This window comes from Thermoflavimicrobium dichotomicum (assembly GCF_900114055.1).
Taxonomy (GTDB): Bacteria; Bacillota; Bacilli; order Thermoactinomycetales; family Thermoactinomycetaceae; genus Thermoflavimicrobium; species Thermoflavimicrobium dichotomicum.
Window position 1 is genome coordinate 24,257 of the sequence record NZ_FORR01000022.1, and the last position, 19,974, is coordinate 44,230.

A 19,974-nucleotide genomic window follows, 5' to 3' on the forward strand; every position below is an offset into this window, starting at 1 on the left:
ACCCCTCCATTGTATTTATTGTTCTATTCCATATCGGATCATGGCCAGAAAACGGTTCATCTCATCGATGATGCGTTCCACATATTTTTCATCCAATTTGGTTTTATCCGCTTCCTCCGTTAAGACCTTGTTTTCAATATGTTTCACTGTGATCCAGATCAGTTCAAATGCCTGCCTGCGATCCACACCTTCTTTAAGTGGGACTTTGTCAAACAATTGCTCCAAAACCTTATTCCTGGCGGCCATCATTGAACCCATTTTTTCTTCAATATCCGCCTTCAGTTCTTTTGGCGTCGCATAAAGGGCTTCCATCAACAATTTGTACTCATCGGGATTTTTTTTGAAGTAATCCAGTTCGATGCGGCTGAATTGGTCTATGGCTTCAAAAAAGTCCCAGTATTCCGGCAGATCATCAAAGTGAAGTTCAGCTTTCACTTTTTCAAGGCATCGATCCAATACACTGAGATACAATCCCTTCTTGCTCTTGAAGTGATGAAAAATCAGGGCTTTGGATATGCCAGCTGCCTCTGCCAACATCGCGGTCGAGGTCTTTTCATATCCGTGACGGGCAAATACAGCCAAACAGGCGTCCAAGATTTGTTCTTTTTCATAAAGTTGTAAAGGCAGGGGTTTCATCTCCTTTCATTATGCTGACCATACGGTTAGTATAATCATATTACATGCTGACTAATCGGTCAATATATTTTAAGCTCCTTTCAGAGCCTGCCCTACCCGACACCCCAAATTCAGCCAAGACGAAAAAACGCCATTCTTTCTTCGATCTCTGAATAGCGTTTTTTCGTCTTGGCTGTATCTTTTTTCCAAGCATGATGGCGATATACGGAGGCCCCAACAAACTACAATTGACAGTTTAAGTCCCAATTCACCCCGAATTGATCCGTAAGCTTCCCATATTTTGCTCCCCAAAATGTATCCTGAAGAGGCATAAGGACTTTCCCACCTTCAGATAATGCATGAAACACTTTTTCAATCGCGTCTACTTCCGTAAACTCCATAGTAAGACTTACTTGATTTCCAAATGTAATAGAATTGTTTTCCAGCCAATCTGAGAAATAAATCGATTGGTCTCCTATTTTTAGATGTCCGTGCAAAATTTTATCCTGATTATCTTCAGAGCCAGGGATATCTGGTACATCCCGATAGCGTTGGAGGGTGACGATCTCTCCTCCTAAAATATTCTTGTAGTAATTCATTGCTTTCTCACTATTCCCCGGCAAATAAAGATACGGATTGATCTTTACATTAATCATGAGTTATTAACTTCCTTCCATTTAGGATTTTTACTCTTTTTTTATTATGGATGGATTTCCTTGCGTGATTCATCACCGTTGGATATAAAAACGGATGTTCTGGGAAAGTGAAAGGAGTAAAAGCGGTAAAAAATGAAAATACCTCTGTGACTTTGCTTTTCCAATGGTACAATAGTAACTAAAACATTGGGGTTGGTTGTTCAATGTTCAGATTAAATTCAACGGACGGTTTATCTTATATTGAAATGACACTCGTTGAAATAGAAAAACGTTACCCAAGTATATGTGTATCCGTAGAAATTCAAAATAGGGGATTTTCTGCTTTCTTATCTGAAGTGTGGATTGAATGGGAGCACATAGCTTTGATAGTTGATTCCCACTATGACCATTTCTGATGGAGTCTCTCGGATGGATCGGGGATATTTGGCTCAGTTTGGCTAGAGCTTTTCTTTTTGGAGCCTGCGCCCTGACACGGGGGGGCGTGTGTCTATGTAATACGTGGTTCACCGCGGGCGGCTCATAGAAAACTTGATTTTGGTTACTTTTATTCCCTTTCTCTCATTCCTCTTTAGGGTAGAGGTTTGTGGAAAATCAGATACAGTTATTACGTTTTATAGTAGGAAATTCCATATAATCCAGAGAGTTTACAGGAACAAATTGGATGAATAGACGTAAAAAATTATGTTTTTTGAAAGATAGGGTGATGAATGTTATAATAAAAAAATAAATGATTTGGTTAGATGTTCCCGATTTTCCATGAACCCCCCATGATTTTGCCTGTTCCAGAGGTTTATGGAACACGAAAAATCAAGGGGTTTCAGGGACGAAAACTCTCAGAAACTAAGAATGGCGGAGGGTATCATTGAATCCTTTTTGGAATTAGAACTTTAACTTCTTAGCTCTTCTGCCGATACATGGTGTGGCAACAGTTGTATCATTGAATCCATTTTGGAATAAACAAAAGGCAACGACTTGATCTCGAAAATAAAAAGACTTGAGTACCTAAGCGGCTCAAGTCTTTTTCTATTTCTTGGGCAGATGGCGGTAAAATCAGTCGGATGCTCCTTCTACCCCTACTAGGGGTGGAGGTAGCGAAGGGCGATTTTGCCGCAAATAAACCAAGAAAAGGTGTACCGCCAACATTTCGGAAATTTTGTACGTTAAGTAAATTTCAACATTATCCTTTAGTGTCTTCGTCACTTTTGTATTCTAAAATATCTCCAGGCTGACATTCTAAAGCCTTACAAATCGCCTCTAAAGTTGAAAATCGAATCGCTTTTGCCTTTCCATTTTTCAATATAGAAAGATTAGCCATCGTTATTCCAACCCTCTCCGAAAGTTCGGAGAGGCTCATTTTTCTTTTAGCCAGCATCACATCAAGATTGATTATAATTGCCACGTTATTCACCTTAGACCGTTAAATCATTTTCTGATTTTATATCTATGGCATTTTTTAATAGTTTTTGAAGAATAGAAGCAAAGACTGCAATCACAATTGAAGCAAGAATAATGACCAATCCAAATAACATGACACCTGGGGCACCCGCTCCCTTCGCCCAGAGATAGAACATTGGCAAGGCTGACACATACAACATACTGAATGTGAATGCACAGTATTTTATATACTTTAAAGACCTAACAGATAATTCCGAGAAAGCAATGTTCTTATCAATATAGCTTAAAAGTCTTAAAGTATGATACAATGCAACGAAAAACGGTATTGCCGATGCATACAAATCTATTACAAACAAAACTAACAACCAATCCAACCCTTTTGCTAATTCATATGCTATAAAAGGTGACACAAATATAAACATAGCAAGTACCGTAATTCCAATAAGACAAACAACTATCTTTAAAAAGAGAGTTTCTGGTTTCATATAAAGCACCTCCGCTTATTTTTGTCAATCTGATTTTAATACACAATTTATCGTTTTACAATATATTTTTATCCTTTTACGATATTTTTTTATGTAAACGAATATACATAATCTGATTAAACCAGCCCAAAAAAGGGAATTAAATATATTATTAAGAATTTTATTTATTTTCAACATGCAAGGAGAATAAAATGAAACTCTTTTGCTTACCTTTGTGCTGGTAGTCTCTTCGATTTTGGTTATTCCGTCGATTAGGCGGCCTTTTCTGTTTATTTGACTACTCCATAAAAAAAAGCCTACCCACCGGGTAAGCATCGTCTCAAGTATTCCTTTAGGATCTCACCGCATTCAACACGAATGTACTCCTTTAAATACTTCACTTTGAATTGATATCCCTTGTATGTGTAACCGACTACGTAATTGCCATACTCCTTTTTGTCTCAATGATCCTTCCTGGAGATTGTCTGAGGTAACGGCGTAATTCGGCCATTTCTTTCATGATCTCATCCATGATCTTGTCAAGCATTTGCCTATAAACATCTGCAAACTTCAGATGCCCCATATGATTCCGATCATAAGTCAAAACTTTCAGCAACATTATCCTTGAGTGTCTTCGTCACTTTTGTATTCTAAAATATCTCCAGGCTGACATTCTAAAGCCTTACAAATCGCATCTAAAGTTGATAATCGAATCGCTTTTGCCTTTCCATTTTTCAATATAGAAAGATTAGCCATCGTTATTCCAACCCTCTCCGAAAGTTCGGAGAGGCTCATTTTTCTTTTAGCCAGCATCACATCAAGATTGATTATAATTGCCACGTTATTCACCTCAGACCGTTAAATCATTTTCTGATTTTATATTAATAGCTTCTTGTAAAAGTCTTTGGAGAACATTAGCAAAAACGGCGATCACCATAGAGGCGAAAATAATGACCAATCCGATTGGTATGAAACTTGGAGGGTCAACTCTTTCCGCCATGAGATAGTAGAGTGGCATACCTAGCAGGTACACGGTACTGATCGTAATGGCACAGTATTTTATATTCTTTAAAGCCTTTACCGATAATTCCGAGAACGCTTGCTTCTTATCAATATAGCTTAAAAGTTTAAAAGCTTGATACAGAGCAAAGTAAAAAGGTATCGCTGCCGCGTACATATCGATTAAAACGAGAGATTTCATATAATCAATATCTGGATACAATTCTCCAGCAAAATTCCCGATCTTAGGCACCAAAAATATGCACAATGCAAGAACTAGGATTCCTATAAAAATAACAGCTAGCTTTAAAAAGAGTGTTTCCTTCATATAAAAAGCACCTCACTTATAAATTGTTAATTTGATTATAAAACAGTCCTTATCGTTTTGTAATACATTTTTATCGATTTTTGATACAAACGAGAAGGAAAACAGAATACACGGTTTCACCAAGAGGGGTAGAGGGAGCATTGACCGATTTTAGTGCCATTTCGGAAATAAGTGGTAATCAAACTGAAAAAGGTAACACCATAGCTTTTTGAATGATTTCGTGTTTTGGTTTTTCTTTTTTGACTTGACTTCCCGAATCGTCTGGTTCACTACAGCAGACGGAAATTTTCCATGAGAAAACTCTTTGAAAATCTTACTGGTTGCCTTGTTCACCTCTGGGTGAACAAGTAGCCAGTTAGCAAATGCTGTGTTTATTACCGTCATTCGCTGATACATTTCCTGTTTGGTTTGAGTTAACCTGAGTGTGATCGTTGGCATCCATTCACCCCCTTTTCTTTTGAGATTCCAGATACTGCTTCAGCGTTTCACCGGACACATTTCGATCAGTACTGCCAAAGAAGGAACGAGTCCAAAGGCTTCGCAAATGGTTCAGATGCGAGAATTTCTTGCGATTTGGAAGTCACCTCTTTCAATTTCGCCATAATATTTTCCTTGCAGATTTGCTCTACAATCTCCTTAAATCGTTCTTCTACTTTGTTTACCAGTACCTAACGGCGATATCTAAGATAAAAAAACAAAATGATAGTTAATCAATGATACAGCGATACAGCCGTTTTTGTTCGTCTATACTCTTGACTTATACTATAATTTTATAGATTTAATATTCAAACTACAACAAAAAATAAAAAATGGTTGCTCTAAGCATCCCTATGAAGGGGATACCGAGCAACGCCACCTTTCATCCCATGGCTAAAGCCAGTGGGCTTTCAGGCGGCATTTCTGTAAATCCAGAAATTTGTTCTTTTAAATATGAATTAAATAAAATTTCACATGACGAGCTAATACAATTAAAAGGTTCCTTTGACTTAGGAATAGAAAAATTAATCGAGCTTAGAACAGCTTTTTCGGATTGGAGCACAGTTCGATTAATATGTCTTAATGGACATGGGATTCGATAGTTCAGTAAGTATATTGACTAAAAAGGGGCTGACTCTTAACCTTTTGAGTCAGCCCCTTCCATTATCTAAAACGATGGAATCTATCCTTATTCGCTCATCCATACCCAAATTGAAATACTTATCCAGCTAGCTCTTTTACCTAAAAGTTATGTTCATACTCAAAGTCATTCCAATCAACAGGCGTCGTCTTCTTTTCTTCCCAATCCTCTCTTAAAATCGCATAACCAACCGCATCATATATTCTTCCATCTTGTGATGGCCACGCTTTGCGATAATGGGATTCTTTGACAAAACCGCACTTATGGAAAACTTTCCGCATGGCCCAGTTATCCTGTCTCGTAGTTCCTTCTATTCTTGTTTTTTCTGGATAATGAGTAAATATATAATCAGTTAACCATTTAACTGCTACTTCTCCGATCTCCCTTCCTCTGTATGATTTCAAAATCCGTAAATCAAATAATGGGGTTGGATCGTGCAGATCAAAAATTCGAATAAGGCCTGCCTTTTTCTCCCCAAACAAAATCCAAAACGTCTGATTTCCATCTCCCGTGTATTTTTCATTTTGATAAGCAGTCATGATTTCCTGAGCAGATAAATTCGACTGACCATGATATTCCCATGTCTCTGAAGTTAAAAAATGAATCAGTTCATCCACTTCGGATGTGAATGCTTGAAATGAAATGTCCATTTCTTACTTCCTCTCTACATAATAAATTTCTTTAGTTCACATATAGTCTTAATTTTCTTATTTGTATAAATTTTATTGTTGAATCTATCATTTCCATAAGAAATCATATTTAATTTCATATGACTTCTTATACTACAAACGCAAATTTAAAAAAAGAGTCTTTAGACATATTGTAATAATCCATAAATAATATTATTATATATATGTAACAATTATTTCAATTAAAAATAAGTTATTAAAAGAAGGAGGATTTTAATTTATTATGAAATTTTTTCGAGTGATATCCGTTTCGATTGTCTCGCTGCTTGGTTTTGCTTCTCTTGCATTGGCTGCTCCACCTCCCGCAAAAAAAGATGCACCACCAAACAGTCAAAAACCAGCTCCCATGATTTATAAAGTCAAAGGTACCAAATATATGAGTAATCTAAAAAACAAAATGGATCAGGCAAGTGACTCTGAAAATATCCCCGTTATTGTCACATTTAAAACCAAGGATCAATCATCCAACCTGAAAAAAGCAAAATCTGCCGTTCCCAACTTTTCGCCCAAGCATGTTTACAAAAACATTCCAGCCATGTCAGCCAAACTTACCAAATCCCAAATTGAAAAATTGGCGAGTAACTCTGACGTAGTTCAAGTCGAATATGATGAGCCTGTCAAAGCTTTATCTCAAACCGCCAACACTTGGTACGGTACTGCCAAAGCCCGACAGGATTTTGGCGTGACAGGTGATCGTGATGGAAACCCAACGACCTATTCCAAAAATGACATAACCATTGCGATCATCGATACTGGTATTGACGCTTCGCACGTGGACCTCGATGGTGGAAAAGTCATTGGTTGGAAGGATTTTGTAAACAATCAAACAACGCCTTATGATGACCAAGGTCATGGAACTCACGTAGCCAGTATTGCCGCTGGATCAGGTGATGGAAACTCCGCTTATAAAGGAGTGGCACCCGAAGCGGCCCTCGTCGGAATCAAAGTACTCGACCGAAACGGAAGCGGTTCCATGAGTACTGTAACCGCAGGAATCGACTGGGCCATCAGTAACAAAGACACCTATGGAATTCGAGTCATTAATTTAAGCTTAGGAACAAGTGGCAGCTCAGATGGAAGCGACTCTACTTCGCAAGCAGTAAACCGGGCCAACGACGCTGGGATTGTGGTAGCAGTCGCAGCTGGTAATGCTGGTCCTGGAACCAAAACCATCGGTTCGCCAGGTGCTGCTGAAAAGGCGTTGACGGTTGGGGCAATGGCGGATCCGGGTGAAAAAGGATTTAATCTCGCTTCATTCTCCAGTCGTGGTACAACAGCAGACGGTCGCATCAAACCAGACATTGCCGCTCCAGGGTACAATATTACGGCAGCGAAAGCAAATTCTACCAATGGATACGTTACCTATAGCGGAACCAGTATGGCCACTCCATTTACAGCTGGAACCGCAGCATTGATACTGGATGCCAATCCGAACCTCACACCCGATCAAGTAAAATCCACGCTCACTTCAACGGCTACCGACTTTGGACCTATTGGAAAGGATGTTGACTACGGTTTCGGTAACCTAAAAGGTTATGATGCAATCAAGACAGCGGGTGGATTTAGCGGAACTGGACCAACCCTGCCTGCTCATCTCTTTGGTCAAGACAGCATCAATACATCCAAATACAAAGATGAATGGACTTTCCAAGTCAACTCGACCCAATATCCTATCGCCATTACCTTTATCATGCCAAACTGGTCCTTCTCGCAAGATCTGGACATCACTCTCTATGATCCAACCGGTGCACAAGTCGCTTCTTCTGCTGGAAGCAATCGCCAGGAAACCATTACATTCACACCGACAAAAACAGGACAGTATAAACTACGCGTCTACTCTTACAGCGGAACGGGATCTTACTTCTTCGACATCAGCGCAGGTGCATCTGGACTGACCAAAGTCGTGAATGATCAACCATAATGAATAATCAGAGGATAGACAGTTCATCATGAATCTGTCTATCCTGAAAATATGAATATGTTTTTGGGATGGGTTCCTTCTTACGTGACGACTTCTGTACCATCACAGTCGCTCCACAAGGAACCCATCCCTCCGCTTTATAGAAAACAGTGAGTCTATCCTCTCTTTTCTTTCCATTCCACAATCCTGTCTACCACATACTCTGCAAATGGCATCGAACACGTAAAAGCCGGAGAAACGGCATTGAGGATGTGGATAGAGTGTTTGTCTCCTTCCACTATGAAATCCTGCACCAATTCCAATGATTTTTTATTCAACAGTTGAGCCCGGATTCCAGGTGGGGAAAAGGAATCGGCAAAACCGTTCGGGTCCACATTTCTCACCATTTCCAGTGCTTCGCCAATAAAAAAAGAACGGCGATACTTCCTGATTTCCTCCCAAGCCAGGGAACGAAAATGAAAAGAGTTGGTTACAAACAGTTTCGCTTGATAATAGAGAATGGGAATCGCCTCACTTAGTCGAAAACGACTCCAGCCCTGATAGTTTTCACGCCAAAAAGCCGGAGTCGCTGTGGGGCCGATCTTGATCGTTCCATCAACCATTTTCGTAAAATGTACACCCAAAAACGGATTCTTCAAATTGGGAACCGGATAAATATTGGTCTGTATATCTTCTTTATTTTTCTCATACTTCATATAGTTTCCCTTGAAAGGGATAATCATATAATCTTTCCCAAAGCCAAAATCTTGCGCGATTTTATCCGCATATAGCCCCGCGGCATTAATGAAATAATCATAGGAAAATCGTTTATCGCCAGCAAAAATGATCTGTTCTTTTACCTTCCTGTATGGATGACAAAAATAAAAATCGACTCCGTTTTGGATATTTTCTTTTTTTATCGCCTGGCATACTTCAACAGGATTCACTGTTGATGTGGATGGTGAATAGAGAGCCTTTTGGTAAGTAACTGCATTGGGTTCAATTTCTTTTAACTCCTTTTCATCCACCCAGATGAGCTCGACTCCATTCTTTTCTGCCCGCCTTTTTAACTCTTCCAGTCCCTCCAGATCTTTTTCGTCCCGTGCAATCACTACTTTCCCGCATTGATGGACCGACAATCCCTTTTCCAGGCAATACTGTGTCAAGGCTTTATTGCCTCTTTTGGTGAATTTCGCTTTCAAACTATCTGCTGTATAGTAAAAACCTGCATGCAATACGCCGCTATTCCGTCCACTTGCATGCCTGGCCACATCCTCCTCCTTTTCGATCACAGCGATGGTTGCATCCGAAAATCGTTTTTTTAATTCCCGGGCAATGGTCAATCCAATAATCCCAGCTCCTGCGATCAGATACTGATAGTGCTTCATTTGGCCATTTCCCTCTCCATTCACTTTTGCTTTTTGTACCTATTTTATTGTTAATACAAAAAATTTTCTACGAAAATCACAGTCAAATGGCATAAAAAAAGACGAATATGAATACATTTCCCCCGTGCTTCGGGATGGGTCTATGTAAACAGACTGAAAAGCACTTAACTCGATCATGTAGGGCAAGCTTTCTGATAAAGTCCTTCTTTTGGACAACGGGGTTCCTTTTCCGTTTCGCTCTCGTCAACAAGTACGAACAAAAGTCACTGTCACTGAACTTGAAAAAAACCCCTGGTTTATCATCGTCTCACTCTGCCATGAAGAGCCAAGTGCTTAATCCTATTCATTTAATGGATTGATCATGGAGCTAGACTTAGGCAAACCATTTCCTGGATTTGCGAATGGCAATCACCGCGATCACTGCAAATATAACGAGTAAAACAAATACAACAAGTAAGGGTAATAGCTTCATTTGATACAACCCTGCAAAGATGTTCATAAAAGCATGAAGAAAGATGGCAAGAAACAAATAACCGATCTTTTTGTTTTTCACGCCATATAAAACAACGAGAGAGAGAGCAATCTGCAGAAAAACAGCTCCCATTCGTTCAAATCCAGCCAGCCAATACATATAAAAAGGAGTTTCAATCAGTGCTTTCTTCACATTTACCAGCATGGGCTGAGTGGCGATCAATGATTGGATGGACCCGGAATTGACCATCAAAGCCAGAGAAATGTTTGGTATGGCCTGCTTTACACCAATGAAAATCGCTTCAATCCCACCATGTCCAATTCCATAAGCGATCCCATCTTGCCGTTCACGAAATCCCTTGAGCAAAACAGAATAACTGATATATCGCCCGACTTCTTCAAAAATCCCAGCTGCAAGTGCTCCATACAAAGCCATAAGCCACGGAGTATTTTTTATCAGATTGGAAGTAAATCTATTGGTCTCCACCATATAAAAATTAAAAGCTCCTTCCAAACCAAGCGCAAATACAACAAAGGTAAGGACTCCAACCACCACTGCTTTCCAGGAGAGATGCATTCTTTTACGAAAATAAATAAGCAAGAAAATCGGAAAACCAATCGATAAAATCAGTTGAACAACCATGCTGACAATAGATAGTTGACTTACCAAATAGATAACTCCTCTCACCTTGAAGTATATATAATATTAGTTAGTTATCTATATGATATCATATGAATATAAAAGTATCAATATTTATACAATTAAATAGATAAGGAAATTATCTTGTCGACAAAGTTTCCGTTATATGCCGTCTTTTCCGTTTCACTCCCGTTGCTTAAAACCGAGCAAAAGTCGTTCAACTGGAAACGGAAAACAGGGTTTGTCAACGGTCTCATAAGGAATTCATTTCTTGTCCTACCTGGGGTTCCGTAAATATTTCAGTGCCTCTTGGAAGTTCTTTTGATTTCTTTTTTCATTCGTCACATCTGCCATTAGCTTTTCATGCTCTTTTCTTATTCGCTTCGTCACTTTCATTATACTGTCTCCATAATTGCCACGCCAGAAAAGCTTCACGGCTTTTGTCTATACTATCCCATGTATCTGCGGTAATCTTTTGTGGGGTGCCATCTTCATACAAAGCACCTAGCAGTCCCTTGGGCCATTTGTAAAGATTGTATATAAAATTTTTTACGTTCATGACTTCGTTGTGTTCATTGGCGATGATGACTTCATCTACAGCAGTTGCTCCGTCTAAAACAAATCTTTCGTGATGAATTTCCAAATCTTGTACCACGTCTTTTCCAATGCTGATTCAGAAGAAGCAACTTCTTTTTCTTTCCTTGATTTATATTCCTGATTCGTTTGTACAGGTTTTACCCTGGTTTTGGTTTCGACTTGAGCAGGTTCAACGGTAGGTACCTCGATCCGAATTTCCGACATGGCCAAAGATGGAAGCGGACACAAGAAAGTAAAGATAATAGATGAGAACAATATTCCCCTTATCAAAGACAACTGGATTCTGCCTCCCAGATCAATTCAAGTCATATCAATTACCTATTTGACAAAATCCAAAAAATCCCTATTCAAATTCCATAAGTCTCCTCTTTTAGCACGATTTTATTCCATTAACCCCAAACGAAGATACTCGATCTTTTGAACTTGACCGGTAACCTCCAATTTTTCTTCCTTTTGATACCTTTTCACTGCTCTTTCTAATCCTTGACCAAATATGCCATCTAGTGGTCCCTTGTATATTCCCGCAGCCCGCAAACGATTTTGAACCAACATGACTAAAGTACCCGCATCGCCACGAACTAACTTTTTCAGTTTCCATTCATCTCGTCCTAAAATAGGCCCTTCAATATAAACAGTAGTCCCTATTGGCACTTTTGGATATAACTTTTCAATATCCGTATTTAACATGCGAATACAACCATGACTAACATCACGGCCAATAGAGCTCGGGCGATTTGTACCATGAATTCCGTAAGTGCCCCAAGGTACATTTAGACCAAGCCAATGCGTTCCAAATCCGCCTCCCCATCCTCTGGATTTTTCAATTACCTTCCATCTTCCTATAGGACTAGGAGTTTGTTCCTTCCCTACACCAATGATAAAACTATCTACAATGGTCTGACGTTCCATCAGATAAAGTCTACGTTTCCATAAATCAATTTTTATCCACACTTCCAACGGGGCAGCATCAGCCTGAATGACAGAAAGAGGATGAATAAACATCACAATAAACACAAATATACATGATATCCTTTTCCTATACACAGTCATATCACCTTGAAACATACAGGATATTGTTAGTTTGGCACATTCAACCAAGAACATTCCTTTATGAACCCACAAAAAAATTCAGACCTCTCTACGATGAGATCTGAGTCAGAGAAGATGAGATCTGAATCAGAGAAAGTGAATCCAATCACCATTCCTTTCCTCGGATGAAAAGGCGAAATTTTTCACAATCACAGGGAAGTCGAAAATCTCTCAATACCTCTGCCATATTCACATTAAACTCCCAGGCAACGTGATTCTCTGCGATGCATTGCAATGTTTTCTGTTGTTCTTCGGTTAGCTCATGAAACCGAATTCCCTGTAGAACACGCTTTTTATTAAATGCAATCATGAGCATGGCGCGTGTCAATTCAACAGCCACCAAGGCATTATTTGTTCGATTAAAGACATCTTGCAGTAGCGGCAGAGACTGAATCGCTTGCTCGTGCGACAGCTGACTGAATAACCAGGTCGTATCATGAATGACATCAATCGAAGCAAATAACAGATTGTCATATGCACTTACCCGATCAGGATCTCGAATCGCATCGATGAGTACCTGGATTGTTCGATCATGCACTTTTCCCTCCTGAATATGTACCAATGCCATTGCTGCAGCCAACTGGATAAGGGGCTCTTCATTCTTTTCTATGCAATCATTTAAAAAGTTTACGGTTTGCTCATGTTTATCCCGTTGTGTACCAAGTGCAAAAATAAGATTTGTAAGGATGAGAGGGTTGGTTTCGATTAGCATTTTCTCTCTCAATTGATGGAGCATATCCTCTTTTAACCACTTTACAGATGCCAATGTATAAATCGCAGCTTCCCTAACAGCCAGATCAGGATCATGGACTAACTGATAGTATACAGAAATCCCCTTAGCGACAGCTTCTTTGGCTCTTTCCACCCATTCCAGTTCTTTATGTACCTCTTGCAAGTAGATTTCTGAATAATTTTCCTGCATCGATGACAGTCGTTGATGAGTTAATTGATAGGAAGTGCCATTCGAAATTCCGGCTAAAAGCTCCAATAAATGTTCCCGATTAAGCGTTTGTTCCTTTTTTACCAATTCAATCAGGAAAGGAACGGTATAGGAAGTAGCCTCAAAGATATATTTGTCACGATATAAAATATAATTTGAAAGTTTCCCAAAAGACGACCACCAAATTTTTTCATCTTTGGATGTTAATTTAAAAATCTGCTGGGGTATATCCTTTGCTGATCCATATGCGTGGGTTAAGCGCTCCCAGTCTATTTGATTTAAATTTTCCAACATTTATAACCCTCCCAAAAATTTTTGTTTTATTTTACATTATAACCGACTTTAATTACAGAACAAAAAATTTTTATATACATTTTTAACCATTTCATGTGTTATAATATTAAAAAAAGGATGAAAGGAGTTCGATCTATGGTCTTAACCGCCTCCAATATGTTTCCTCTAGGCAAAAAAGCACCTGACTTCACCTTGCCTGACGTCGTTTCAGGAAAAACCGTTTCTCTTGACGAATTGAAATCGGATGTGGCAACGGTCATCATGTTTATCTGCAACCATTGTCCTTACGTCAAACATGTTCAGACACAACTTGTTAAACTGGCGAATGATTACATACCTAAAGGCATTTCATTTATCGCTATCAATTCAAACGATATCACCGTAAAACCAGAAGACTCTCCAGAAAAAATGAAAGAAGTGGCAGAGCAGCTAGGCTATCCTTTCCCCTATCTATTTGACGAAACCCAAGAAGTGGCAAAAGCTTACCAGGCAGCTTGCACTCCTGATTTCTATATTTTTGACAAAAACCTCCAATGTGTATATCGTGGGCAACTTGACGACTCCCGTCCCGGTAATGACATTCCCGTTACTGGCGATTCCATTCGTTCAGCACTTGATAGCATTCTACGCAATGAGCCGGTTACAGTCGAACAAAAACCGAGTATGGGTTGCAACATTAAATGGAAAGAATAACCAGAGAGAACAAAAGACCGTGGATGAAACGCACGGTCTTTTTTCTCAACCTTTCTCTACGCTGTTTCATAAACTCTACCATTCTATTTTTGCTTGATGATCCCACAAGCAATTCGTTTACCTGCATTACCAGCCGGGTCTGTTCGATAGTCATCGGCTTTTTCGTGAATGACCAAAGCCGTCCCTCCCGCTTTCAATAAGGAACTCTCTTTTCCTTTTTCAAGCGTAACATTAGGAATCACTTGTGTATTGGTTACCTTACCTTCATGATTCACAGTCAGATTCTCCAAATCACCAGCATGCGTTCCCTGTTCATTATGCTTTCCGTGCTTCTTCTGATTTGGGTTAAAATGGCCTCCTGACGATTTAAAGTCGGGTACTTCACATTTCCCTGTTTCATGAATATGAAAACCATGTTCTCCAGGTGGAAGCCCTTCTGCTTTTACGGTTATCTCCACTCCATTGCCCGTTTGCTGAAATGAAGCAGTTCCGATCTTTTTTCCCTGATTGTCTACCAATTCAGCTGTTGCAGATAATGAATGGCTACTACAGGCTGTTATAGAAATCCCAAATATAATACTGCCAACCACAGATCCTATTTTTTTCATTCTTTACCCCCTTTTTTGTAATTCATATTATACCAAATATTATATAAATTTAACAAACAATCACTTTCCCAAACAGTCCTTTCGCAATTTCTTTGTCAGTATATCTGCCTGGCAAATGATTTCCGGGATTCTACTGTCATTGGGTCATATTGGGAAAGAAGAAAACGACTGAATACGAATGGAGGAAAAATCATTCGGGAAAAACTAAGGTTGCTGCTATTAGAGATCATCGATTTTTGCAAGGAAAGGAAAGCATATGATGAAGGAGCAACCGACAACAGTATCCTATTTCGCCTTTGGAGATTCCTTGACCCAAGGAGTGGGTGCGGCAAGACCGGATCAACATTGGGTATCTCAATATTTTTCACATCTTCGTTGTTCAGATCAATGTACTTTACGTAATTTTGGTGTGTCGGGAATGACCTCCTCTGAACTGTTTACCTTAATCAATATCCCAAGCATAGCACGATTAATTCCTAACGCTACTCATATATCCATTTCAACAGGTGGTTGTGATTTTATTCAGCTATATGAGAGTGGATCTATAACGCTAAAAATATTATTTCAAACCATTCGAAAAGTGCATAGCCAGGTTGATCAAATTCTTGCCTTTATTCGTTCACATGCTCCCCAAGCCATTGTTCACCTTTTAGGCTTTTATATTCCTGTACCCGCTTATGAACTGGGTGAAAAGCAAGCTTCCTGGTTTGTTCAGTCCCTGAACAAAAACTATGAAAAAGTATGCCGTCAGTATCAAGCCCGTTTGGTCAATCCCTTTGATCGTTTTTACAGGCGTTTTGATTATTTCTATGATGAAGTTCATCCCAATCAGGCAGGGCACGATGAAATTGCCAAACTCTTTATCCATTGAACCCCAGGCCATTACTCAACCGGAAATAAAATGAACCAACCCCCACTGTACACAGTGAGGGTTGGTGACTCTGTTCCATGCAAACGGGTTCAATATCGATTCACCTTATATTTGGCCAATCAATCTCTCAACACGATTCAAGCACCGGTTTTATTACTTACATGAGCCAGTGCATGTTTTGCTTTCTCTTCATCAAACTCATTTTCACTCTTCGCCACAACAATGGTAGCGATTCCATTTCCGATCAAGTTAACAATTGCTCTTGCTTCAGACATAAAACGGTCTACACCTAAAAGCAGGGCCAATCCTTCCGGAGGAATCCCGATGTGTAACGCCGAAATCGTCGACGCCAGCACAATAAATCCTCCACCTGTCACTGCAGCAGCACCTTTTGATGTTATCATCAACACACCGAGAATCATGATTTGTTGCGTGATAGATAAATTCACGCCATATACCTGAGCCAAAAAGAGTACAGCCATGGATAAATAAATACTCGTACCATCCAGATTAAACGAATACTTTGTTGGAATCACCATTCCCACAACCGACTTCGAACAGCCATACTTCTCCATTTTGTCCAACATCCGTGGCAATACCGATTCCGATGATGATGTTCCCAAAACGATAATGAGCTCTTCCTTGATGTAGCGCAAGTAGTTCCACAAACTGAATTTATATATGCGACAGATGATTCCCAATACAATAAAAACAAATAAGAACATGGTCATATAAACAGATAACATCAACTTGCCCAAAGTATACAAATATTGCGGTCCAAACTTGCCAATCGTGACCGCCATGGCTCCAAAAGCACCTATGGGCGCCACTCGAATCACATAACTGACAATCTTGAAAAAGACAGTCGACAAACGTTCAAAGAAGTCAATAATCGGTTCTCCATATTTTCCAAGAGCAGCCAAAGCAAAACCAAACAAAATCGAAAAAAAGACGACTTGCAGAATATCTCCCTTCGCAAAAGCATCAACCATACTGGATGGGATGATGTGAACAAAAAAATCAACCCAGTCCATCTTTTCCCCACTGGAGATATATTGGGAAACACTTTCTTTGGTCAGATGAAATTGAGATGTATTTAAACCGGCTCCAGGCTTGATAAAATGAGCGACCAACAGACCGATCAATAAGGCAAAAGTGGTTACGATTTCAAAATAAAGAATCGCTTTTCCACCAACGCGCCCTACCTTCTTCATGTTTCCAATTTTCGAAATCCCCAATACGATCGTTAAAAAGATAATGGGCGGAATCACCATCTTAATTAGGTTGATAAACATTTTACTGAGCGGTTCCATGGACTTCGCCGTTTCTGGCCAAAGAATCCCTAAAATAACTGCCAAAATGATAGCGGTGATCACTTGGAACGTCAAGTTTTTCCAAAGTTTCTTCATCGAATTTGATAACTCCTTTCATAAAAGTTTCTATATAATACATAATCATATATTATTTATCATATAAATTCTATTCTTTCTTTTTCCATTAAAAAGCAAAACCTCTCACTGCCCCTGCCCCATAAGCAGGACATTGGCAAACATGAGAGGTTCCGTGCTAGAATATAATTAGGGTTATTTGACGAAACAGGATTTGAAAGTCTTGACAAACCCGGTTTTCCTTTAAATGCTTCCACTATATCAACCCATATTTCTTCATTTTATTGTATAATGTGCCCCGTGAGATCCCCAGTAATTTTGCTGCAGCTGTCTTATTTCCATAAGTAGTACGCAAGGCCTGTTGAATCCGCTGTCGTTCAGGCAGACGTTCTTCTTCACTGGTACCTGGATCTGCCATCGTTGGAGGTGGTTCCAATTCCAGCCGCTGAACCTGAATGGAGGATGGCAGATGTTGACGCTGGATTTGCTCACCATCCGTCAATATGACCAATCGCTCAATAACATTGCGTAATTCACGAACATTTCCAGGCCATGAATGATTCATCAAAGCGACAACCACTTCGGGTTCAAATTGCGGTACCGGTTTATCATACTGTAAAGCAATTTCCCGCGCGAATACTTGAATGAGTTCAGGTATATCTTCGACCCGTTCACGAAGCGGTGGAATTTCTATGGATACCACATTCAAACGGTAAAACAGATCCTCACGAAAAGCTCCCTGTTTGATTCGTTCTTCCAGTTTGCGATTGGTTGCAGCGATGATGCGCACATCCACTTCGATCGGTTTTGTTCCTCCCACCCGGTAAAATTGCCGTTCTTGCAAGACACGCAGCAATTTTACTTGCATCTCCAACGGTAATTCCCCTACTTCATCCAGAAAAATTGTTCCTTTATGGGCCAATTCCAACTTGCCTGGTCTCCCTTGGCGATCTGCTCCTGTAAACGCCCCGCCCTGATAGCCAAACAGCTCACTTTCAAATAAAGCGCTGGGAATGGCCCCGCAGTTGATGGCAATAAATGGCTGGCTGGCCCGTTTACTCGCCTGATGAATGGCATGGGCAAACAATTCCTTCCCTACTCCCGATTCACCTGAAATCAAGACAGTTGCATCCGTTTGAGCCACACGTCTGGCGATTTGAATCGCTTGGGAAATGGCAGATCCATGTCCTTTGATGCGTTGAAATGGATCATCCGAAAAAGACGATTGGGTTATTTTTTCCTCCAACCGCTGTAATTGTGATGTTTTGGTAAACAGTTCATTTCCCAAACGTACCAGCTTGGTCACATCCTGTTCCGAAGATATCGCTCCGATTATTTCTCCATCCGCCAGGATCGGGGATGTATTGACCAGAACGTACATGCCCGGCTTCGGCTCATGATAAGCTTGGCGAATGGGACGCCCTTCATTTAGAATTTGTGCAATTTTAAGCGAATTCCAATCAAACTCGGCAATATTTTTGCCGATAATTTCTGAAGCAGGGATTTGGTACAGTTTTTCCGCTGCATGGTTCCAATAAAGAACGGTTCCCTTTGCATCTACAATGGTAATGGCATCATTAATGGTAGAAAGTAATGCCTGGAGGATATATTCTGCCGTGGAATGCTTCATCTTCTCACCTTCATTTCCAAATGCACCTTACTCATTGTACAACGAGCGACCAATTTGATCAAATATGTTCAATTTATACATGTATGTTCAATAGAATGAACAAAAATGTATAACCGATCTCCTCTCATCATTTAAATCGCTTTCATTTTAAGTTGGCATGTATTTTGCATTAGAATCTAACGAAGCCATTTTTCTAATGAAAGAAAGGAGCGAGAATCATGGAACAACTCATGCGGAATGCATTACTCTTTCTATCAAAAAACCGGCTCGCCAACCAAGCGGCCAAAAAATGGGGATTGCGTTTCGGAGCCAGTCGCTTTGTGGCTGGGGAAACCATTGAATCTGCGATCCAGGTGGTACGTGAATTGAATCGTCAAGGCATTGCAGCGACCCTGGACCATTTGGGAGAATTCGTTTTTAGTGAAGAAGAGGCCATTGAATCCGCTGATTACTGTATTCGTACACTGGATGCGATTCATGAGTCAGGAGTGAACTCAAACCTTTCTCTGAAATTAACACAGTTAGGTTTAGATATCTCCAAAGACCTATGTATGAAAAATATGCGCCGCATCCTGGATCGGGCAAAGGAACACGGAAACTTCGTCCGGATTGATATGGAAGATTACGCCCATAACGAAGTGACAATGGAGATTTTTAAAGAGTTGCGCCGGGAATACGGGGAAACGATCGGGTTGGTATTACAGGCTTATCTATATAAAGTAGAAAAAGACCTGGATGAACTTAACTCATTCAAACCGAATCTACGTCTCGTGAAAGGAGCTTATAAAGAGTCTCCGGAAGTGGCTTTCCCAAATAAAGAAGATGTCGATAAAAACTTCATTAAAATCATTGAAAAACATCTTCTATATGGAAATTATGCAGCTGTTGCTACTCACGATGAAAAAGTCATTGAGCACGTAAAGAAATTTGTTAAAGAGCACAATATACCAAACTCTCAATTTGAATTCCAGATGTTGTATGGCATTCGGACTCAAATGCAACAACAACTGGCCAAAGAAGGATATACGATGCGGGTTTATGTTCCATATGGAAATGACTGGTATGGCTACTTTATGCGCCGTTTGGCTGAACGTCCTGCTAACGTTGGATTCGTTTTGAAATCGATGTTTAAAAAATGAACTTAGGATGGCCATCATCTACTGCAATTATCCTCTTTTTTCTTTATCTTCATCATTTACAGG

General features: G+C 39.9%; 21 protein-coding genes and 2 pseudogenes. 4 read left to right on the forward strand and 19 right to left on the reverse strand.

Annotation, left to right across the window (positions count from 1 at the left end):
• Window positions 1-15: 15 nt before the first annotated feature.
• The 10 genes and pseudogenes from BMZ78_RS15930 to BMZ78_RS15970 form a co-directional block, all read right to left on the reverse strand.
• Entirely contained in the window at window positions 16-636 is a 621-nt protein-coding gene (locus BMZ78_RS15930) for a TetR/AcrR family transcriptional regulator (RefSeq protein ID WP_245739878.1), read from the reverse strand.
• A 221-nt stretch (window positions 637-857) separates the two neighbouring features.
• The gene (locus BMZ78_RS15935; protein ID WP_093231406.1) at window positions 858-1,271 is read right to left on the reverse strand and encodes a VOC family protein; all 414 of its coding nucleotides are present in this window, start codon (window positions 1,269-1,271) and stop codon (window positions 858-860) included.
• A 1,177-nt stretch (window positions 1,272-2,448) separates the two neighbouring features.
• Entirely contained in the window at window positions 2,449-2,670 is a 222-nt protein-coding gene (locus tag BMZ78_RS15940; protein WP_093231407.1) for a helix-turn-helix domain-containing protein, read from the reverse strand.
• A gap of 10 nt (window positions 2,671-2,680) precedes the next feature.
• Window positions 2,681-3,151, reverse strand: a complete 471-nt coding sequence (locus BMZ78_RS15945; protein ID WP_093231408.1) for a DUF2975 domain-containing protein — start codon at window positions 3,149-3,151, stop codon at window positions 2,681-2,683.
• Between the two features lie 412 nt (window positions 3,152-3,563).
• Window positions 3,564-3,749, reverse strand: a complete 186-nt coding sequence (locus BMZ78_RS19725) for a YhjD family protein (RefSeq protein WP_093231409.1) — start codon at window positions 3,747-3,749, stop codon at window positions 3,564-3,566.
• A complete protein-coding gene (locus tag BMZ78_RS15955; RefSeq protein ID WP_033102008.1) occupies window positions 3,749-3,970 on the reverse strand; it encodes a helix-turn-helix domain-containing protein in 222 nt (73 codons plus the stop codon). The genes BMZ78_RS19725 and BMZ78_RS15955 overlap by 1 nt, the downstream gene beginning before the upstream one ends.
• A 10-nt stretch (window positions 3,971-3,980) precedes the next feature.
• Window positions 3,981-4,457: a DUF2975 domain-containing protein gene (locus BMZ78_RS15960; protein ID WP_093231410.1), complete on the reverse strand. Its 477-nt coding sequence runs from the start codon at window positions 4,455-4,457 to the stop codon at window positions 3,981-3,983.
• Window positions 4,458-4,652: 195 nt separating this feature from the next.
• Window positions 4,653-4,895: pseudogene (locus BMZ78_RS15965) on the reverse strand (RNA-guided endonuclease TnpB family protein); the annotation flags it as partial.
• 4 nt (window positions 4,896-4,899) lie between these two features.
• Window positions 4,900-5,218: pseudogene (locus BMZ78_RS18615) on the reverse strand (transposase).
• Window positions 5,219-5,675: 457 nt separating this feature from the next.
• Window positions 5,676-6,224, reverse strand: coding sequence for a GNAT family N-acetyltransferase (locus BMZ78_RS15970; RefSeq protein WP_093231411.1), 549 nt, complete (start codon window positions 6,222-6,224; stop codon window positions 5,676-5,678).
• Between the two features lie 262 nt (window positions 6,225-6,486).
• Between BMZ78_RS15970 and BMZ78_RS15975 the strand changes: the two genes are divergently transcribed.
• The gene (locus BMZ78_RS15975; protein WP_093231412.1) at window positions 6,487-8,184 is read left to right on the forward strand and encodes a S8 family serine peptidase; all 1,698 of its coding nucleotides are present in this window, start codon (window positions 6,487-6,489) and stop codon (window positions 8,182-8,184) included.
• A 155-nt stretch (window positions 8,185-8,339) separates the two neighbouring features.
• Here BMZ78_RS15975 and lhgO read toward each other — a convergent pair whose 3' ends face one another.
• From lhgO to BMZ78_RS16005, 6 genes are all read right to left on the reverse strand, one after another.
• Window positions 8,340-9,551 carry an L-2-hydroxyglutarate oxidase gene (gene lhgO / locus BMZ78_RS15980; protein WP_093231413.1) on the reverse strand — a complete coding sequence of 404 codons (1,212 nt, stop codon included), beginning with the start codon at window positions 9,549-9,551 and terminating at the stop codon, window positions 8,340-8,342.
• A gap of 373 nt (window positions 9,552-9,924) precedes the next feature.
• The gene (locus BMZ78_RS15985; protein WP_093231414.1) at window positions 9,925-10,692 is read right to left on the reverse strand and encodes a YhfC family intramembrane metalloprotease; all 768 of its coding nucleotides are present in this window, start codon (window positions 10,690-10,692) and stop codon (window positions 9,925-9,927) included.
• Between the two features lie 331 nt (window positions 10,693-11,023).
• On the reverse strand, window positions 11,024-11,305 hold the full coding sequence (locus BMZ78_RS15990) for a hypothetical protein (protein ID WP_093231415.1): 282 nt from the start codon (window positions 11,303-11,305) through the stop codon (window positions 11,024-11,026).
• Window positions 11,275-11,535: a hypothetical protein gene (locus tag BMZ78_RS15995; RefSeq protein ID WP_093231416.1), complete on the reverse strand. Its 261-nt coding sequence runs from the start codon at window positions 11,533-11,535 to the stop codon at window positions 11,275-11,277. Before BMZ78_RS15995 ends, BMZ78_RS15990 begins: the two co-directional genes overlap by 31 nt.
• 105 nt (window positions 11,536-11,640) lie before the next feature.
• The gene (locus tag BMZ78_RS16000; RefSeq protein WP_245739879.1) at window positions 11,641-12,381 is read right to left on the reverse strand and encodes a L,D-transpeptidase family protein; all 741 of its coding nucleotides are present in this window, start codon (window positions 12,379-12,381) and stop codon (window positions 11,641-11,643) included.
• A gap of 73 nt (window positions 12,382-12,454) precedes the next feature.
• Window positions 12,455-13,582, reverse strand: a complete 1,128-nt coding sequence (locus tag BMZ78_RS16005; RefSeq protein WP_093231417.1) for a HEAT repeat domain-containing protein — start codon at window positions 13,580-13,582, stop codon at window positions 12,455-12,457.
• Between the two features lie 135 nt (window positions 13,583-13,717).
• Between BMZ78_RS16005 and BMZ78_RS16010 the strand changes: the two genes are divergently transcribed.
• Complete coding sequence (locus BMZ78_RS16010; RefSeq protein WP_093231418.1) at window positions 13,718-14,275, forward strand: thioredoxin family protein; 558 nt, start codon at window positions 13,718-13,720, stop codon at window positions 14,273-14,275.
• A gap of 83 nt (window positions 14,276-14,358) precedes the next feature.
• Here BMZ78_RS16010 and BMZ78_RS16015 read toward each other — a convergent pair whose 3' ends face one another.
• Window positions 14,359-14,883: a superoxide dismutase family protein gene (locus BMZ78_RS16015; protein WP_093231419.1), complete on the reverse strand. Its 525-nt coding sequence runs from the start codon at window positions 14,881-14,883 to the stop codon at window positions 14,359-14,361.
• Window positions 14,884-15,139: 256 nt separating this feature from the next.
• Here BMZ78_RS16015 and BMZ78_RS16020 point away from each other — a divergent pair, with 256 nt between their 5' ends.
• Window positions 15,140-15,754: an SGNH/GDSL hydrolase family protein gene (locus BMZ78_RS16020; protein ID WP_093231420.1), complete on the forward strand. Its 615-nt coding sequence runs from the start codon at window positions 15,140-15,142 to the stop codon at window positions 15,752-15,754.
• 137 nt (window positions 15,755-15,891) lie between these two features.
• Here the strand turns inward: BMZ78_RS16020 and BMZ78_RS16025 are convergent, their stop codons facing one another.
• Both BMZ78_RS16025 and BMZ78_RS16030 read right to left on the reverse strand, forming a co-directional pair.
• On the reverse strand, window positions 15,892-17,163 hold the full coding sequence (locus BMZ78_RS16025; RefSeq protein ID WP_093231421.1) for a dicarboxylate/amino acid:cation symporter: 1,272 nt from the start codon (window positions 17,161-17,163) through the stop codon (window positions 15,892-15,894).
• Between the two features lie 235 nt (window positions 17,164-17,398).
• Window positions 17,399-18,772 (reverse strand): sigma-54 interaction domain-containing protein, encoded by a 1,374-nt coding sequence (locus BMZ78_RS16030; protein WP_093231422.1) that lies wholly within the window; start codon window positions 18,770-18,772, stop codon window positions 17,399-17,401.
• A gap of 218 nt (window positions 18,773-18,990) precedes the next feature.
• Between BMZ78_RS16030 and BMZ78_RS16035 the strand changes: the two genes are divergently transcribed.
• Complete coding sequence (locus BMZ78_RS16035) at window positions 18,991-19,911, forward strand: proline dehydrogenase family protein (protein WP_093231423.1); 921 nt, start codon at window positions 18,991-18,993, stop codon at window positions 19,909-19,911.
• Window positions 19,912-19,974: the final 63 nt, after the last annotated feature.

Bases quoted from the DNA above. Each gene is read 5' to 3' on its own strand.
- BMZ78_RS15930 (WP_245739878.1), bottom strand. From the start codon at position 636: ATGAAACCCCTGCCTTTACAACTTTATGAAAAAGAACAAATCTTGGAC.
- BMZ78_RS15935 (WP_093231406.1), bottom strand. From the start codon at position 1,271: ATGATTAATGTAAAGATCAATCCGTATCTTTATTTGCCGGGGAATAGT.
- BMZ78_RS15945 (WP_093231408.1), bottom strand. From the start codon at position 3,151: ATGAAACCAGAAACTCTCTTTTTAAAGATAGTTGTTTGTCTTATTGGA.
- BMZ78_RS19725 (WP_093231409.1), bottom strand. From the start codon at position 3,749: ATGTTGCTGAAAGTTTTGACTTATGATCGGAATCATATGGGGCATCTG.
- BMZ78_RS15960 (WP_093231410.1), bottom strand. From the start codon at position 4,457: ATGAAGGAAACACTCTTTTTAAAGCTAGCTGTTATTTTTATAGGAATC.
- BMZ78_RS15970 (WP_093231411.1), bottom strand. From the start codon at position 6,224: ATGGACATTTCATTTCAAGCATTCACATCCGAAGTGGATGAACTGATT.
- BMZ78_RS15975 (WP_093231412.1), top strand. From the start codon at position 6,487: ATGAAATTTTTTCGAGTGATATCCGTTTCGATTGTCTCGCTGCTTGGT.
- lhgO (WP_093231413.1), bottom strand. From the start codon at position 9,551: ATGAAGCACTATCAGTATCTGATCGCAGGAGCTGGGATTATTGGATTG.
- BMZ78_RS16005 (WP_093231417.1), bottom strand. From the start codon at position 13,582: ATGTTGGAAAATTTAAATCAAATAGACTGGGAGCGCTTAACCCACGCA.
- BMZ78_RS16010 (WP_093231418.1), top strand. From the start codon at position 13,718: ATGGTCTTAACCGCCTCCAATATGTTTCCTCTAGGCAAAAAAGCACCT.
- BMZ78_RS16015 (WP_093231419.1), bottom strand. From the start codon at position 14,883: ATGAAAAAAATAGGATCTGTGGTTGGCAGTATTATATTTGGGATTTCT.
- BMZ78_RS16020 (WP_093231420.1), top strand. From the start codon at position 15,140: ATGATGAAGGAGCAACCGACAACAGTATCCTATTTCGCCTTTGGAGAT.
- BMZ78_RS16025 (WP_093231421.1), bottom strand. From the start codon at position 17,163: ATGAAGAAACTTTGGAAAAACTTGACGTTCCAAGTGATCACCGCTATC.
- BMZ78_RS16030 (WP_093231422.1), bottom strand. From the start codon at position 18,772: ATGAAGCATTCCACGGCAGAATATATCCTCCAGGCATTACTTTCTACC.
- BMZ78_RS16035 (WP_093231423.1), top strand. From the start codon at position 18,991: ATGGAACAACTCATGCGGAATGCATTACTCTTTCTATCAAAAAACCGG.